Raw genomic sequence first — 16,666 nt, 5'->3', positions numbered from 1 at the left:
CGATCAGCGCGGACGGGTCTCGGCAAGGCGTAAACGCCGGCCCAGCTTGTCCAGCACGCTGTTCACGAACTTGTGTCCGTCTGTGCCACCAAACCGCTTGGCCAGTTCAATACCTTCGTTGATCACCACTTTGTATGGCACATCCAAGCGGTGGCGCAACTCATAGGCACCCACGCGGACAATCGCCAGTTCCACGGGATCTACTTCATGCAGAGGGCGATCAAGAAACGGCTCGATCAGTTTATCCAGCTCTACCTGATCGCGATGCACCCCGCGCAGGACGTCACGGAAGTACAGGGTATCCACCTTGGTCATGTCGTTGTCGACCATGAACTCGGCTTCGATATCCGAGATAGGGCTCTTGGTAAAGTGGCGTTGATAAAGCCCCTGCATTGCCAGAACCCGGGCCCGGCGGCGATCACCAGCTTTTGGCTGGCCAGATGGCGCTGGGCGGGGTGTCGATTCTTCAGTGTCGCTCATTACTCACCCAGCTTGTTGAACAGGCTGACCATTTCCAGCGCCGTAATTGCCGCTTCAGCGCCTTTATTGCCGGCTTTTGTGCCAGAGCGCTCGATTGCCTGCTCGATAGAATCAACAGTCAGTACACCGAAGGTTACAGGCACGTCTGTTTCCAGGCTGACCGCGCCAAGGCCGCTGGAAGCTTCGCCCGCCACATACTCAAAATGAGGGGTTCCACCACGAATAACGGCACCCAACGCAATGATGGCACTGTATCCTCCGGTTTCCGCAACACGCTTTACAGCCAGCGGCATTTCATAGGCTCCGGGGACACGCACAATGGTGATGTCACTATCGGCAATACCATGGCGGCGCAGGGTATCAACGGCGCCACTTACCAGGCTCTCCACTACAAAGCCGTTAAAACGTCCAACCACCAGCGCGTAACGACCACTGCACTGGGTAAAATCACCTTCAATTACTTTGATATCTGCCATCGGTGGCTCCTTCTCGGGCTGCAGACACAATGCTGCAGCCAGGTTTATCAGTCCGGGGTGTAGGGAATGTACTCAACCACTTCCAGATCAAACCCGGAAATTGCTGAATATTTCACGGGAGGGCTCAACAATCGCATCTTGCTGACCCCAATGTCCCGCAGAATCTGAGAGCCAGTGCCGACAGTGAAATATACACCAGAGCTGCCCTTACCCGCGGGGCCGTGCCCCTGATCAAAAAATTCCTGAATGCGGTCTTCCAGATTATAACTGTCTTCAGCGCTGTTCAGCAGAACTACGACACCGCAACCTTCCTTTGCCACCTTGGCAAGCGCGTGATGCAAAGGCCAGCTACGGGAATCCTTTCGGCGCGCTCCAAGCAGGTCACGAAGCGTATCGGTAATATGAACGCGCACGTGCACAGGCTCGTCGGTGGGAATTTCACCAAATACCATAGCCAGGTGCGTGGAACCCTGAACAATGTCCCGGTATGTACGCAGCTTGAATATGCCGTACTCGGTATCGAGCTGATTCTCTTCAACACATTCAATTGTGCGCTCATGAGTGGTGCGATAGTGAATCAGGTCAGCAATCGTCCCGACCTTCAGGTTGTGCTCTTCAGCAAAACGCTCCAGATCTTCTTTCCGCGCCATGGAACCATCGTCGTTCATGATTTCGCAGATAACACCTGCAGGCTCACACCCCGCCAAAGCAGCCAGATCACAAGAAGCCTCAGTATGGCCGGCCCGGCTGAGCACACCACCGGGATCTGCCATCAGAGGAAAGATATGCCCTGGCTGAACAAGATCCGAAGCTTTGGCATTACGGGCTACCGCTGCCTGCACAGTGCGGGCGCGATCCGCCGCCGAAATGCCGGTGGTTACACCTGTAGCGGCTTCAATAGAAAGCGTAAACTTGGTACCAAAGCCTGAAGCATTTTGCTGCACCATTAACGGCAGGCCCAACTGTTCACAGCGGTCACGGGTCATGGGCATACAGATAAGCCCCCGACCAAATCGCGCCATAAAGTTGATGTCCTCGGCTGAGCAATACTCGGCCGCCATCACCAGGTCGCCTTCGTTTTCCCGGTCTTCATCATCCATCAGGATAACCATCTTACCCTGGCGGATGTCCTCAATTATTTCTTCAACGCTGTTCAGTGCCATACTGTTTTGCACCCTTTCAATGCACCCGCCGCAGCCTTACGCAAAAACCTTGGGGTGCACTGTGAATTTAAACGTTTAGCGGCGCACCAGGATCAGACGCTGGTCGTCTCCTACCTGTCGCCGGTCCTGTACGATCCACTCAATCTTGTCGGCCATGGTCTCCAGCGGAAGATGCGCTGTCGGACGGCCTGTACTTCCCAAAAAAACCGGGGCCTGGTAAAGCCAGAGTTCATCCACCAGCTTCTCACGGATAAATGTTCCCGCCAGCGTTGGCCCTGCTTCGACCAACAACTCGTTAATGCCCAATTTGCCCAGCGAATCCAACAGCTCGGCAACATCAATACCGTTATCTTTCCAGGCAACACCCTTCAGCCGGATACCCAAAGCGGCAAGATCCTGTGCCGGGGCCGTTGCAAGGGTAGACGAGGCACAAAACACCTGAACTTTGCCACCGCGCAGAATGGTTGCGGAAGGAGGCGTTCTGGCGTCCCGGTCAGCAATAACGCGCAATGGCTGCCGGGAAGGCTCGGTTGCATCACCGATATCTCCGAGCTCTTCACGCCGCACCGTTAATGAGGGGTCATCTGCAAGTACGGTTCCTACTCCAGTAAGAATGGCATCGCTTGTGGCCCTCAGTCTCTGAACATCACGGCGGGCCTCATCACCGGTTATCCATTGACTTTCACCCGACGCCATAGCTGTCCGACCATCCAGGCTGGCAGCCATTTTGAGCCGGACCCAGGGACGGCCGGTGTTCATGCGCTTCATGAATCCGGGATTCAGACGGGCAGCCTCATCGGCCAAAAGCCCTTCCCTCACTCTGATCCCTGCCTCGCGAAGCATATCCAGCCCCCTTCCGGAGACAGATGGATTCGGATCCTTGGTAGCCGCATAGACCCGCGACACACCCGCATCAATCAATGCTCTTGCACACGGAGGTGTACGCCCGAAATGACTGCAGGGCTCCAGTGTTACATAGGCTGTGGCACCACGGGCTGCCGGGCCAGCCTGGCTCAGGGCGCGAATTTCCGCATGTGCCTCTCCGGCCCGCTCATGCCAACCTTCGCCCAGGATCTTGTCACCACGAGCTATCACGCAGCCAACCCGGGGGTTGGGATGAGTTGAATAGCGGCCCCGCCATGCAAGCTGCACAGCCCGGGCCATCATGGACCGTTCACGAAACTCGGTCATTTTTTTCCTTCAGGGCGATGATTGTCCGCCAGTGCTTTCGCAACATCAACGGCAGTCTCGCCACTGGAGGCAGAGAGCCGTTCAATTTCTTCCTTGAACTCATTGATGTCCTGAAAGCTGCGGTAAACTGAGGCAAACCGGACATAGGCAACTTTATCGAGCTGACGCAGTTCAGTCATGACCTCTTCACCCAGCTGCATGGATTTAACCTCACGCTCCCCGGTCGCCCGCAGGCGGTATTTGATGCGATTCAACGCCGCATCAATCTGCTCAATGCTGACCGGGCGCTTTTCCAGAGCCTTCATAATCCCCGAACGCAGCTTCTCTTCATCAAAGGGCTGTCGTACACCGTCCTGCTTAACGACCCTGGGCATAACCAGTTCGGCCGACTCGAACGTGGTAAAACGTTCACGACAGGAGATGCACTCTCTGCGGCGGCGCACCTGATCCCCCTCAGCCACCAGGCGAGAGTCAATAACCTTGGTATCTGCTTCACCACAGAAAGGACAGTGCATATCAGGAACTCCGGAGAGAATGCCGGGCAACGCTGCTATTTAGCACGCTGCCCGGGAGGTCTTGCAAACGCTTAGCCGTATACCGGGAAGCGCGCGCAGAGGCTTGCTACCTGCTCGCGAACCCGGGTATTTACAGCTTCATCGTCCAGATTATCAAGAATATCGCAGATCCAACCTGCCAGCTCACGACATTCTGCTTCACCAAAACCACGGGTGGTAACCGCTGGAGTGCCCAGACGCAGGCCTGAGGTCACAAACGGGGAACGTGGGTCATTGGGAACTGCATTCTTGTTCACAGTGATGTGAGCGCGACCCAGGGCTGCATCTGCATCCTTACCCGTAATATCCTGTTTAATCAGGCTTACCAGGAACAAGTGGTTCTTGGTACCGCCAGATACCACGTCATAACCCCGGTCAATAAACACATCCGCCATGGCGGCGGCGTTCTTGACCACCTGCTGCTGATAGGCTTTGAACTCGTCGCTCATGGCTTCTTTAAAACAAACAGCCTTGGCAGCAATCACGTGCATCAGCGGGCCGCCCTGGCCGCCCGGGAAGACAGCAGAGTTCAGCTTCTTGTGCAGTGCTTCATCGTCACAGGCCAGAATCAGCCCGCCACGGGGGCCGCGCAGTGTTTTGTGCGTGGTGGTGGTCACCACATGCGCGTGGGGCACAGGGTCGGGATATACGCCTGCGGCGACCAGACCAGCCACGTGGGCCATGTCCACAAACAGGTATGCACCAACCTTATCCGCAATAGCACGGAAGCGTGCGAAATCAAGCTCCTGGGAGTAGGCAGAGAAACCGGCAATGATCATCTTCGGCTTGTGCTCGACGGCCAGGGCTTCCAGCTCATCGTAATCTATCAGGCCGGTTTCGGTGTTGATACCGTACTGGACGGCGTTATAAATCTTGCCAGAAAAGTTCACGCTGGCACCATGGGTCAGGTGACCACCGTGGGCCAGGCTCATTCCAAGAACCGTATCACCCGGGTTCACCAGCGCCATGAATACAGCTGAGTTAGCCTGCGAGCCAGAGTGAGGCTGTACGTTGGCGTATGCTGCACCAAATAATTCTTTGGCGCGGTCAATTGCCAGCTGCTCAGCGATATCAACAAACTCGCACCCACCGTAGTAACGCTTGCCGGGATAACCCTCTGCGTACTTGTTGGTCAAATCGCTGCCCTGGGCTTCCATGACCCGGGGACTGGTATAGTTCTCAGATGCAATCAGCTCAATATGAGCCTCCTGGCGCCTGCTTTCTGCCTGCATGGCGTTCCAGAGTTCGTCGTCAAAACCGGAGATCTTCATATCGCGATTAAACATCGGTGCGCTGCCCCTGTGTGCTTGGCTGGCCCGGACAGTCTTGGAAACAGACCCCGGAATCCCTTAAAATTCGGGCCGCTATTCTAGCCCATTACCGGGTTAAAAATCACCCTTATATGCAGTTCGCAGTTACCGTCATGCCGATATCCCCCATTTTCCTGAAATTGCTATAGCTCCCGGGTTTCGATACCTTACCAACCCAATTGAAACATTCAACGATGCGCTGACTGACAGCGCCTCAGACACCCTGACATATATCGCTTTCAAAGAGGGTAGTGCTTTTATGGCCCAGTATGTATACAGCATGAACCGCGTGGGCAAAGTGGTTCCACCCAAACGCGAGATTCTCAAAGATATTTCTCTGAGCTTCTTCCCTGGCGCCAAAATCGGCGTACTCGGTCTCAACGGCTCAGGCAAATCCACCCTTTTACGCATTATGGCGGGCGTAGACCAGGATTACATAGGCGAAGCGCGGCCACAGCCAGGCATCAATGTAGGATACCTGCCCCAGGAGCCCGAACTGGACGACAGCAAAACCGTCAAGGAAATTGTTGATGAAGCCGTGGCTGACGTCCATAAGGCCCTGGCGGAGCTGGATCAGGTTTACGCCGCCTATGCAGAGCCGGATGCGGATTTCGACGCACTAGCAAAAAAACAGGGCCAGCTGGAAGCTCTGATCCAGGCCACTGACGGCCATGATATCGAACGCAAAATGGAAGTTGCCGCGGATGCACTGCGCCTGCCCGCCTGGGACCAGCCGGTGAAGAACCTCTCTGGTGGCGAGCGCCGTCGTGTAGCCTTGTGCCGCCTGCTACTCTCCGGCCCGGATATGTTGCTGCTGGACGAGCCAACCAACCATCTTGATGCAGAGTCCGTGGCCTGGCTGGAACGCTTCCTGCACGATTACGAAGGCACAGTGGTCGCCATCACTCACGACCGCTATTTCCTCGACAATGTAGCTGGCTGGATTCTGGAGCTGGACCGGGGCCAGGGCATTCCGTTTGAAGGTAACTATAGCCAGTGGCTGGAAAACAAAGAACAACGCCTGGCAACCGAAGCCAAACAGGAAGCTTCAAGACAAAAAGCGATCAAGCAGGAACTGGAATGGGTCCGCAGCAACGCCAAAGGCCGTCAGTCCAAGAGCAAGGCCAGGCTTGCCCGCTTCGAAGAGATGAGTTCCCAGGACTTCCAGAAACGTAACGAAACCAACGAAATCTATATCCCGCCCGGACCCCGCCTTGGCGACAAGGTCATCGAAGTGGAAGCCATCAGCAAAGCGTTTGGTGACCGTCTGCTCTATGAAAACGTTTCCTTCTCCGTGCCACCGGGCGCCATCATTGGCATTATCGGCGGCAACGGTGCCGGTAAATCAACACTCTTCCGCATGATCGCCGGTCAGGATCAGCCGGATGCTGGCACGATTACCCTAGGCGAAACCGTGAAACTGGCTTACGTAGATCAGAGTCGCGACCTGGACGGGTCGAAAACCGTCTGGGAACTGCTCAGTGACGGGCTGGACATCATCAAAGTAGGTAACTATGAAACCCCTTCGAGGGCCTACGCCGGACGCTTCAATTTCAAGGGCTCGGATCAGCAAAAACGCGTGAGCGACCTGTCCGGAGGTGAACGGAACCGTCTGCACCTGGCCAAACTGTTGAAGGAAGGCGGCAACGTACTGCTACTGGATGAACCTACCAACGATCTGGATGTTGAAACCCTGCGAGCCCTGGAAGAAGCACTGCTGAGCTTCCCCGGTTCAGCCCTGGTTATCTCGCACGATCGCTGGTTCCTTGACCGTGTAGCCACGCACATTCTCGCATTTGAGGATGATGGTGAAGTGGTGTACTTCGAAGGCAACTTCAACGAATACGATGAAGATCACAAAAAGCGCAAAGGGGATTCCGCCATGGTGCCCCAGCGCATGAAGTACAAGAAGCTCGCCTGATGGCAAAAGCAAAAACTGCTTATGTCTGCACCGAGTGCGGTGCAGACTATTCCAAATGGCAAGGCCAGTGCACGGCCTGCCAGACCTGGAATACCATCAGCGAGGTTCGTGGCGTCAGTAACAATGCAAAAGGCGCCCGCGGCGTTCGTTTTGAAGGCTTTGCCGGCAGTTTATCAGCCGTGCAAAGCCTGGACGACGTAAGCCTCGCCGAGCAAACGCGCATCAGTACAGGCATGCAGGAGTTCGACCGCGTTCTCGGGGGCGGACTTGTGGAAGGATCTGCCGTACTGATGGGCGGTCATCCCGGCGCCGGCAAGAGTACCTTGTTGCTCCAGGCTGTATGTCACCTGGCCGCCAGCGTTCCGGCGCTATATGTAACTGGCGAGGAATCCCTGCAACAGGTGGCCATGCGCGCAAAACGCCTGGGCCTGCCCACCAAAGACCTTAAAATGCTCTCTGAGACCAGCGTTGAGCGGGTCATGCAGGTAGCAGAAACCGAAAAGCCAAGAATTCTGGTAGTAGACAGTATTCAGGTAATGCACGTGGCAGATATTGAATCTGCCCCAGGCTCCGTTTCCCAGGTTCGTGAAAGTGCAGCCTTCCTGACCCGGTTTGCCAAACAAACGGGCACCATTCTGTTTCTCGTCGGCCATGTCACCAAAGACGGCAGCCTAGCTGGCCCAAAGGTGCTGGAACATATGATCGACTGCTCGATTCTTCTGGAAGGTTCCAGCGACAGCCGCTACCGCACACTGCGAGGCATAAAGAATCGCTTTGGGGCGGTGAACGAGCTGGGCGTATTTGCCATGCTGGAGCAGGGCCTGAAGGAAGTTAAAAATCCCAGTGCAATCTTCCTGAACCGTGGCGAGGAAGCTTCTCCTGGTAGTGTCGTAATGGTGGTCTGGGAGGGCACCCGGCCGATGCTGGTGGAGATTCAGGCGCTGGTGGATATGGCTCAGGGCGGATACCCGCGGCGTGTAGCCGTTGGCCTTGATCAGAACCGACTGGCAATGCTGCTGGCTGTGCTGCATCGTCATGGCGGTCTGCATGTATCAGACCAGGATGTGTTTGTGAACGTTGTAGGGGGCGTAAAAGTTAACGAAACCAGCGCTGATCTGGCTTTGCTGGCTGCGATCGTATCGTCATTCCGTGACCGGGCCCTGCCTCAGGATCTGGTAATTTTCGGGGAAGTCGGCTTGTCGGGAGAAATCCGCCCTGTGCCCAGCGGTCAGGAGCGGATCAATGAAGCGGCAAAACACGGGTTTACCCGCGCGCTTGTGCCCAAAGCCAACGCACCCCGTAAAGCCATACAGGGCATGAAGGTGATCCCTGTGACCAAGCTTAGTGAAGCAATTACGGCTCTGGAAGAGCTTTAGACCCCAGGCTCACACTCTTATCTCCGGGGCATGAACAGCATGAATGCCTGGCTAGTCAATCAGGCGGGCAAACTCCCGTTCAAGAAGAACCTGGTCCCCAAGATTCAACTCGACCAGGCGCCTCAGGTGACCAGCACTTTCCAGATCAATGTACTGACACCGAAAACCCAGTCTGTGCGCCTCAACGTGCTTTAAATCCACAGCCATAACAATACCTGCCTGCTGATCGTCCAGGTGAACGATCAGCTCGCAGGGCTGGCTCAACGGCACATTCCACCCCTCCGGTCGTCTGACCAGAACACCTTTCATGGAGATATCCAGCACTTCCGTTGTCCACATGCTTTCCAATGCGTGCAACTCGCATGGGGCATCAAAGGTTATGCGGTGGAACTTCCGTTTCTCGGGCGCTTTGGCGGACAAAATAGCACTCCTCATGTTGTCGATATCTCTGCTATGACTATAGACCTCCATCCAGATGGACGCTATTCAGGGAAACCGGCACTAGCGATGATACTCAGGACTCAACTCAACAACAGCCTCAATGAACGCTCTGGCGTGTTCCGGATCAACATCCGGGGTAATGCCATGACCAAGATTGAAAATATGGCCAGAACCTGAGCCATAGCGGCGAAGAATGTCTCCCACTTCCTGGCGAATCCGCTCAGGTGGCGCATAGAGCATGGTGGGATCCATATTACCCTGCAAGGCCACTCGGTCGCCCACACGAGAGCGGGCATTGCCGATATCCGTTGTCCAGTCCAGCCCAACAGCATCAGCACCGGAATCAGCGATTGATTCGAGCCACTGGCCACCATTTTTGGTGAACAGAATGACGGGAATGTAGCGTCCGTCATTCTCGCGAATCAGGTTATCAACAATCTTCTTCATATAGCGCAGTGAAAACTCTTCATACGCCCAGCTACTCAGCACGCCACCCCAGGTATCAAAGATCTGTACTGCCTGAGCACCGGCCCTGATCTGTCCGTTGAGATAATCGATGACCGCATCAGCAAGGCGATCCAGCAAACTGTGCATCACCTCAGGCTGGCCGTACATGAGCTTCTTGGCCTCACGGAAGTCCTTGGAGGAACCACCTTCAACCATATAAGTCGCCAACGTCCACGGACTGCCGGAGAAACCAATCAGAGGGACTCGACCGTTCAGGGCGCTGCGAATGGTGGAAACAGCATTCATGACATAGTCCAGATCTGTTTCCGCGTTGATCTTTGGCAACGCATCCACATCCGCTTTGGATCGAATTGTGTGTCTGAATTTAGGGCCTTCGCCGGTTTCAAAATACAGACCCAGCCCCAAGGCATCAGGAACGGTAAGGATGTCAGAGAACAGAATCGCCGCATCCAGCGGAAAACGCTCAAGAGGCTGAAGGGTCACCTCACACGCCAGAGGCGTGTTCTTGCACAAGCTGAGAAAATCACCTGCTTTCTCCCGGGTAGCGCGATACTCTGGCAAATAACGACCCGCCTGGCGCATCATCCATACCGGGGTACGATCAACAGGCTGGCGCATCAGGGCGCGCAGGAAGCGGTCATTCTTCAACTCGGTCATAAGGATTCCAACGTTGTCTCTTTCAGATGGTCTTAGTGGAACGGAGGCAATGATACCCCGTTTGCCATAATAAAAAAGGCCAGCTTACCCTAACTAAGTAAGCCGGCCTGATGATCCAGAGCAAAACAATTTTCAGATATCCAGATAATCCATGATGCCTTCAGCCGCCTGACGACCTTCCCAGATCGCGGTAACAACAAGATCCGAACCGCGAACCATATCCCCACCCGCAAATATCTTGGGGTTGCTGGTCTGGAAACCATAATCCGCCTTTGCAGGCGCGGTTACCCGGCCGGAATCGTCGATAGTAATCGAATATTCGTCAAACCATTCGGCCGGGCTCGGGCGGAAACCAAATGCAACCAGCACGGCATCCGCAGGTATAACCTCTTCACTGCCGGGAACAACCTCCGGGCGGCGACGGCCATTTTCATCAGGCTCACCAAGCTGTGTTGAAACCACCTTCACACCTTCCACCTGATCTTCACCAATGATGGCAATAGGCTGGCGGTTGAACAGGAATTTCACCCCTTCTTCCTTGGCATTCGCCACCTCACGGCGCGAGCCTGGCATATTGGCCTCGTCGCGTCGGTAGGCGCAGGTCACGCTCTCCGCCTGCTGTCGAATCGAAGTGCGGTTGCAGTCCATGGCAGTATCACCGCCACCCAGCACCACTACACGCTTGCCTTTCATATCGATGAAATCCGCAGGGTCTTTTTCAAAACCGAGACGACGATTCACATTGGAGATGAGAAACGGCAGAGCATCGTATACCCCGGGCAGATTTTCGCCCGGGAAGCCGCCCTTCATATAATTGTAGGTGCCCATACCCATGAACACCGCATCGAACTCATTCAGGATATCCTGCATCTGAACGTCTTTACCCACTTCTGTTGAGAGGCGGAATTCGACACCCATTTCTTCAAATACCCGGCGCCGCCGGGCCATCACAGATTTTTCCAGCTTGAACTCGGGAATACCGAAAGTCAGCAAGCCTCCGATTTCCGGATAAATATCAAATACCACAGGCTTGACGCCATTGCGCACCAGTACATCAGCGCACCCCAGACCCGCAGGGCCAGCACCAATAACCGCGACTTTTTTATCTGTCCATTTGACAGCCGACATGTCCGGCTTCCAACCGAGTGCGAAAGCCGTATCAGTGATGTACTTTTCAACTGAGCCGATGGTAACAGCCCCAAATCCATCATTAAGGGTGCAAGCCCCTTCGCACAAACGGTCCTGAGGACAAACGCGACCACACACTTCCGGCAGCGAGTTGGTCTGATGACACAACTCGACGGCCTTCATGATGTTGCCTTCAGAAACCAGCTTCAGCCAGTTGGGAATGTAGTTGTGCACCGGGCACTTCCATTCGCAATATGGGTTACCACACTCGAGGCAACGGTGAGCCTGAGACGCTGCATTATCAGCGGTAAAGGGGCGATATATCTCGCCGAACTCTTTCTTGCGCTTTTTAGCAGGCACTTTCTTTGGGTCTAGCCGCCCTACTTCCACAAACTGGAAATCGTTACCAAGTCGTTCTTTCATGTTGACGCTCTCATCAGCTCAATATCGACACGGGCTGCTCTTAGTGGCAGCCCTGAACCCTTGCAAGTAATCAGACTCAACGAGCAGCGCTTATTCAGGGCGTGCACGGGTACTTGCCAACAGGCTGCGCAAATTGGCAGCTTTGGGTTTCACCAACCAGAAACGGCCGATGTAGTCGTCGAAATTTTCAAGAATATGCTCCGCCCATGCACTGCCGGTTTCCGAGATATGCTCCCGGATCACACTGCGCAGATGGTTGCGGTAAGACTCCATTTCTTCGCGGGCAATACGCTGGATCTCAACCAGTTCATGGTTATATTTGTCTACAAAAGTGTTGTCCCTGTCCAACACATAGGCAAACCCGCCGGTCATACCTGCGCCAAAGTTGGCGCCCGTAGAACCCAGCACCGTTACCAGGCCACCGGTCATATACTCACAGCAGTGGTCACCCGCACCTTCAATAACGGAATGAGCCCCGGAGTTGCGAACAGCAAAACGCTCACCTGCGGTGCCCGCAGCAAACAGCTTGCCGCCGGTAGCACCATACAGACAGGTGTTACCCATAATCGCAGTTTCCTGGGTGTTGAAGGCGCTCACACGTGGCGGCTTGATAACCAGCTTGCCACCAGTCATACCTTTGCCGACATAGTCATTGGCATCACCCTCGAGAACCAGGTTCAGCCCGCCAACATTCCAGACACCAAAGCTCTGGCCTGCGGTGCCCACAAGGTCCAGGGTAATTGGCGCATCACTCATACCCTGATTGCCGTGCCTGGCAGCAATCTCACCGGAAAGGCGCGCTCCGATTGAACGATCACAGTTGGTCACCCGGAAATTCCAGGCACCACCGGTTTTCCCTTCAATCGCGGGCGCTATTGCCGCAAGCATTTCTTCAGCCAGCAACCCCTGATCAAACGGTATATTGCGCTCAATCTGACAGGTCTGGGGCTTGTCGGCCGGAATATTATCGTTAGACAACAAACGCGACAGATCCAGTTTTTTCTGGCGCTCGGTATCACCCGGCAAACGCTCGAGAAGATCAACTCGTCCAACCAGCTCCTCCAGACTACGAACACCCAGTCGAGCCAACCATTCACGGGTTTCTTCCGCCACAAAGCGGAAGAAATTCATGGCCATTTCCACCGTGCCTTTGAAGTGCTCCTCACGGAGATACTCATTCTGGGTTGCAACACCGGTCGCACAATTATTCAGATGACAAATACGCAGGTATTTGCAGCCCAGGGCCACCATGGGGGTAGTCCCGAAACCGAAACTTTCAGCACCAAGAATGGCCGCTTTCACTACATCCAGGCCAGTCTTGATACCGCCATCGGTTTGCAGGCGAATCTTGCCACGTAAATCATTGGCACGCAGCGCTTGCTGGGTTTCAGTCAGTCCAAGTTCCCAGGGAGAACCGGCATAACGGATGGATGCCAGCGGGCTTGCAGCGGTACCACCGTCATATCCGGAAACCGTGATCAGATCCGCGTAGGCTTTTGCCACGCCGGCAGCAATGGTGCCAACGCCTGGCTCAGAAACCAGTTTTACCGACACCAAGGCCTGCGGATTAACCTGTTTGAGATCGAAGATCAGCTGCGCAAGATCTTCAATCGAATATATGTCGTGGTGCGGCGGTGGCGAAATCAGCGTGACGCCAGGTACCGAATAGCGCAGGCGGGCGATCAGTTCGTTAACCTTGCCTCCTGGCAACTGGCCACCTTCTCCTGGCTTGGCACCCTGGGCAACCTTGATCTGCATGACATCAGCGCTACGCAGGTATTCTGCGGTTACACCAAAGCGACCCGAAGCTACCTGTTTGATCTTGGATCGTTTTTCAGTGCCATATCGTGCAGGATCCTCACCACCCTCACCGGAATTTGAGCGACCACCAAGGTTGTTCATGGCTACAGCCAGCGCTTCGTGTGCCTCTGGTGACAGAGCTCCCAGAGACATGGCTGCGGAGTCGAACCGGGGGAAAATATTCTCAACCGGCTCAACCTCGGAAATATCAATGGCCTGAATACCTTCACGGAAGCCCAGCAAATCCCTCAGGGTTGCAACCGGGCGCTCATTAACCAGCGCGGCGTACTCCCTGTAATGACCGTAATCACCTGTGGTGACTGCCGCCTGCAACTTGCCAACTACATCCGGGTTGAATGCGTGATATTCCTGCCCGTGGATATATTTCAACAAACCACCCTGGGAAATCGGCTTCCGCGGCTTCCAGGCATCGGATGCCAGCTGTTCCTGATCCTGTTGAAAATCAACGAAGCCAGCGCCCTGAATCCTGCTGGGCACCCCCGTAAAGCAAAGGTCGACCACCTCATCCGCAAGCCCGATGGCCTCGAACAGCTGAGCCCCGCGATAGGAGGTGATGGTCGAAATACCCATTTTGGACAGGATCTTCAGAAGTCCCTTGTTAATCCCCTTGCGGTAGTTATTCTTCGCCTCAAGGGGATCCATCAGCAACTCACCGGTACGGATCAGATCATTCAGTACCTGATAGGCCAGGTACGGATAGACGGCAGTAGCGCCAAATCCAAACAGCACAGCAAAATGATGGGGATCCCGGGCCCAGCCGGTTTCCACGATAATGTTGGAGTCACAACGCAACCCCTTTGACACAAGGTGGTGATGAACCGCGCCGGTTACCATCAGAGAGCTCGCAGGCAACTCACCCTGCACCAGATCCTTATCTGAGAGGATCAACAGCACCTTGCCACTGCGAACCGCTTGCTCAGCCTCATCGCAGACACGACGAATAGCCTGCTCAAGCCCAAGTTCCGGTGAGTAACCCATGGAAATCCGGGCAACCGAAAACCCAGGGCGTTCGTTATTGGTAATCTGGAGAAACTTGGTCGGCGACAGAATCGGCGTAGTCAGAATAATTCTGTCGGCATGTTCCGCGGTCTCCTCGAAAACATTACGCTCCGCCCCGATACAGGTTTCCAGCGACATAACGATCGCTTCCCGCAGTGGGTCGATAGGCGGATTGGTCACCTGAGCAAACTTCTGCCGGAAGTAGTCAGCAACATGACGAACTTTGCTGGACAATACGGCCATAGGCGTATCATCGCCCATGGACCCCACGGCCTCCTGGGCGTTTTCCGCCAGAGGACGCAGAATCTGGTCACGCTCCTCGTAGGACACCATAAACATCTTCTGGTGCACCTTAAGCTCATCCGGGTCCATCAACCGGAACTCCGGAGTCTCATAATTCAGGGTCGTTTCCATTCGTAGCGCATTTTCGCGCAGCCAGCGTTTATAAGGCTTCGCGGTCTTGAGTCGCTGATCAATATCCCTGGTATGCAGCACTTCACCGGATTCGGTATCAATTGCCAGCATCTGTCCCGGCCCGACGCGACCTTTTGAAACCACGTCCTCCGGCTGATAGTTATGGGTACCTATTTCCGAAGCCAGTGTAATGAAATCGTCTTTGGTAACCACCCAGCGTGCAGGCCGGAGGCCGTTGCGATCGAGCATACAGACGGCATAGCGGCCATCGGACAGAACCAGACCAGCAGGGCCATCCCAGGGCTCCATGTGCATGGAGTTATACTCATAGAACGCCCGGAGTTCAGAATCCATGGTATCGACATTCTGCCAAGCCGGAGGAATCATCATGCGCGTGGCGCGAAACAGGTCGACCCCCCCCGCCAGGAGGATTTCCAGCATGTTGTCCATGCTGGATGAGTCGGAGCCTGACAAGTTGACCAGAGGCTGCAGGGTCTGCAGGTCTGGCAGATCCGGAGAGCTGAACTTCGCAGCCCGGGCAATGGCCCAGTTGCGGTTGCCATCAATTGTGTTGATTTCACCATTATGAGCCAGGTAACGGAACGGCTGGGCCAGCGGCCAGCGAGGCATGGTGTTGGTTGAGAAGCGCTGATGGAATACGCAAATGGCCGTGGCGAAATCGGGATCGCCCAGATCCTGATAAAAATTCGCCAGATCCGCCGGCATCATCAGGCCTTTGTAGGCTAGTGTGCGATGGGAGAGGCTGCAGATATAGAACTCGGAATCATCCGCCATATCCCGCTCAGCACTTCGACGCCCGAGAAACAGACTTATGGCGAATTCCCGCTCTGACTTGGCCGCAGGCGTCACAAACACCTGCTCTATCCGCGGCATGCAATCCAACGCCATTGGCCCCAGACAGTCATCATTAACCGGCACCTGGCGCCAGCCCATGACTTCCAGCCCCTGATCAACAAGCCCCTTTTCAAGTGCGGCACGCCCTCTGGACGCCTTATCCGGGTCCTGGTTCAGAAAAACCTGACCAACCGCAAACAGCCCGTCCGGTTCTTTGCCAAACTCAGTTCTGGCAGCTTTTCTCAGGAAAGCATCAGGGCTTTGAACGAGCAGACCGCAACCATCTCCGGTTTTTCCATCCGCCGCAATACCACCCCGGTGAGTCATGCTCGTGAGCGACCCGATGGCCGTTTGTAACAACCGATGGCTAACTTCGCCTTTCATGTGGGCCATTAGCCCAAAGCCGCAGTTGTCTTTAAATTCGTCGGGATGATACAAACCTGACTTCATATAAGCTCTCTTACATGTAAATGCTTTTTAATCAGTGACTTATGCACCATAATAGTGCAAAAATCAACCGACATAAAAAAAATGGGCTGATCATTTTACACACGCACAAACACGTACTCAAACAGATTTGAAAATATTTCCAGAAGAGATTCCTGTGATTCGATAGCTTTCAGGATACGAAATAACAGGTTACAAGCATCGAACCCTTATCTGGACCAGTTGTCACAAACCATCGGTTGTGCGCACCCAGGGAGGGCGGGAAACCAGCGAATCCGGAAGCCGATCGACTGCCGTACGGGCTTCATCCTTGGTCGAGTAATTCCCATAAAACACCATAAACCAAGGCTCGCCTTTCCGCTCGCCCAAGGTGTAAACCATCTCATCAAGAGATGGATAGCGAGAAATAACGTTCAGCGCAGTTTGCTCCAGGTTTCCAGCCACCAGCTGAATAGTCCAGCCCTTGCTGCGATTGCGTAGCTGCTGAAGTTCGACGTACTTATCGGGATTGCCTGGCGTGAAATCAGGCTCAGGCTCAGGCT

13 protein-coding genes are annotated in these 16,666 nt (G+C 54.8%); 2 read left to right on the top strand and 11 right to left on the bottom strand.

What is annotated here, in order from left to right:
- Positions 1-3 precede the first annotated feature (3 nt).
- From nusB to glyA, 6 genes are all read right to left on the bottom strand, one after another.
- Positions 4-480 (bottom strand): transcription antitermination factor NusB, encoded by a 477-nt coding sequence (gene nusB / locus DS878_RS15070; RefSeq protein WP_113816822.1) that lies wholly within the window; start codon positions 478-480, stop codon positions 4-6.
- A complete protein-coding gene (gene ribE, locus DS878_RS15065; protein WP_096784053.1) occupies positions 480-956 on the bottom strand; it encodes a 6,7-dimethyl-8-ribityllumazine synthase in 477 nt (158 codons plus the stop codon). Before ribE ends, nusB begins: the two co-directional genes overlap by 1 nt.
- A gap of 47 nt (positions 957-1,003) precedes the next feature.
- Positions 1,004-2,119 carry a bifunctional 3,4-dihydroxy-2-butanone-4-phosphate synthase/GTP cyclohydrolase II gene (gene ribBA, locus DS878_RS15060; protein ID WP_113816821.1) on the bottom strand — a complete coding sequence of 372 codons (1,116 nt, stop codon included), beginning with the start codon at positions 2,117-2,119 and terminating at the stop codon, positions 1,004-1,006.
- A 75-nt stretch (positions 2,120-2,194) separates the two neighbouring features.
- A complete protein-coding gene (gene ribD / locus DS878_RS15055) occupies positions 2,195-3,310 on the bottom strand; it encodes a bifunctional diaminohydroxyphosphoribosylaminopyrimidine deaminase/5-amino-6-(5-phosphoribosylamino)uracil reductase RibD (protein WP_113816820.1) in 1,116 nt (371 codons plus the stop codon).
- On the bottom strand, positions 3,307-3,825 hold the full coding sequence (nrdR, locus tag DS878_RS15050) for a transcriptional regulator NrdR (protein WP_113816819.1): 519 nt from the start codon (positions 3,823-3,825) through the stop codon (positions 3,307-3,309). Before nrdR ends, ribD begins: the two co-directional genes overlap by 4 nt.
- A gap of 71 nt (positions 3,826-3,896) precedes the next feature.
- Positions 3,897-5,150: a serine hydroxymethyltransferase gene (gene glyA, locus DS878_RS15045; RefSeq protein WP_113816818.1), complete on the bottom strand. Its 1,254-nt coding sequence runs from the start codon at positions 5,148-5,150 to the stop codon at positions 3,897-3,899.
- Positions 5,151-5,433: 283 nt separating this feature from the next.
- On the opposite strand from glyA, the gene ettA reads away from it, so the two are divergent.
- Positions 5,434-7,095 (top strand): energy-dependent translational throttle protein EttA, encoded by a 1,662-nt coding sequence (gene ettA / locus DS878_RS15040; protein WP_113816817.1) that lies wholly within the window; start codon positions 5,434-5,436, stop codon positions 7,093-7,095.
- Positions 7,095-8,471: a DNA repair protein RadA gene (gene radA, locus DS878_RS15035; protein ID WP_113816816.1), complete on the top strand. Its 1,377-nt coding sequence runs from the start codon at positions 7,095-7,097 to the stop codon at positions 8,469-8,471. The genes ettA and radA overlap by 1 nt, the downstream gene beginning before the upstream one ends.
- Before the next feature lie 51 nt (positions 8,472-8,522).
- Here the strand turns inward: radA and DS878_RS15030 are convergent, their stop codons facing one another.
- The 5 genes from DS878_RS15030 to DS878_RS15675 all read right to left on the bottom strand — a co-directional run.
- The gene (locus DS878_RS15030) at positions 8,523-8,891 is read right to left on the bottom strand and encodes a PilZ domain-containing protein (RefSeq protein ID WP_113816815.1); all 369 of its coding nucleotides are present in this window, start codon (positions 8,889-8,891) and stop codon (positions 8,523-8,525) included.
- Between the two features lie 81 nt (positions 8,892-8,972).
- On the bottom strand, positions 8,973-10,037 hold the full coding sequence (gene hemE, locus DS878_RS15025; protein WP_113816814.1) for a uroporphyrinogen decarboxylase: 1,065 nt from the start codon (positions 10,035-10,037) through the stop codon (positions 8,973-8,975).
- A gap of 132 nt (positions 10,038-10,169) precedes the next feature.
- Positions 10,170-11,588, bottom strand: a complete 1,419-nt coding sequence (locus tag DS878_RS15020; protein ID WP_113816813.1) for an FAD-dependent oxidoreductase — start codon at positions 11,586-11,588, stop codon at positions 10,170-10,172.
- Positions 11,589-11,678: 90 nt separating this feature from the next.
- Positions 11,679-16,127, bottom strand: a complete 4,449-nt coding sequence (gene gltB / locus DS878_RS15015; RefSeq protein ID WP_113816812.1) for a glutamate synthase large subunit — start codon at positions 16,125-16,127, stop codon at positions 11,679-11,681.
- 222 nt (positions 16,128-16,349) lie between these two features.
- Positions 16,350-16,666: SPOR domain-containing protein (locus tag DS878_RS15675; protein ID WP_261977934.1), on the bottom strand; the 317-nt coding region annotated here is incomplete at its 5' end.

This window comes from Marinobacter sp. F3R11 (assembly GCF_003318275.1).
GTDB lineage: Bacteria > Pseudomonadota > Gammaproteobacteria > Pseudomonadales > Oleiphilaceae > Marinobacter.
Note: the sequence above shows the minus strand (reverse complement) of the source record. Positions and strands in the feature narration are given on the sequence as shown.

Bases quoted from the DNA above. Each gene is read 5' to 3' on its own strand.
- gltB (WP_113816812.1), bottom strand. From the start codon at position 16,127: ATGAAGTCAGGTTTGTATCATCCCGACGAATTTAAAGACAACTGCGGC.
- nrdR (WP_113816819.1), bottom strand. From the start codon at position 3,825: ATGCACTGTCCTTTCTGTGGTGAAGCAGATACCAAGGTTATTGACTCT.
- ribBA (WP_113816821.1), bottom strand. From the start codon at position 2,119: ATGGCACTGAACAGCGTTGAAGAAATAATTGAGGACATCCGCCAGGGT.
- glyA (WP_113816818.1), bottom strand. From the start codon at position 5,150: ATGTTTAATCGCGATATGAAGATCTCCGGTTTTGACGACGAACTCTGG.
- ribE (WP_096784053.1), bottom strand. From the start codon at position 956: ATGGCAGATATCAAAGTAATTGAAGGTGATTTTACCCAGTGCAGTGGT.
- ettA (WP_113816817.1), top strand. From the start codon at position 5,434: ATGGCCCAGTATGTATACAGCATGAACCGCGTGGGCAAAGTGGTTCCA.
- ribD (WP_113816820.1), bottom strand. From the start codon at position 3,310: ATGACCGAGTTTCGTGAACGGTCCATGATGGCCCGGGCTGTGCAGCTT.
- hemE (WP_113816814.1), bottom strand. From the start codon at position 10,037: ATGACCGAGTTGAAGAATGACCGCTTCCTGCGCGCCCTGATGCGCCAG.
- nusB (WP_113816822.1), bottom strand. From the start codon at position 480: ATGAGCGACACTGAAGAATCGACACCCCGCCCAGCGCCATCTGGCCAG.
- DS878_RS15020 (WP_113816813.1), bottom strand. From the start codon at position 11,588: ATGAAAGAACGACTTGGTAACGATTTCCAGTTTGTGGAAGTAGGGCGG.
- radA (WP_113816816.1), top strand. From the start codon at position 7,095: ATGGCAAAAGCAAAAACTGCTTATGTCTGCACCGAGTGCGGTGCAGAC.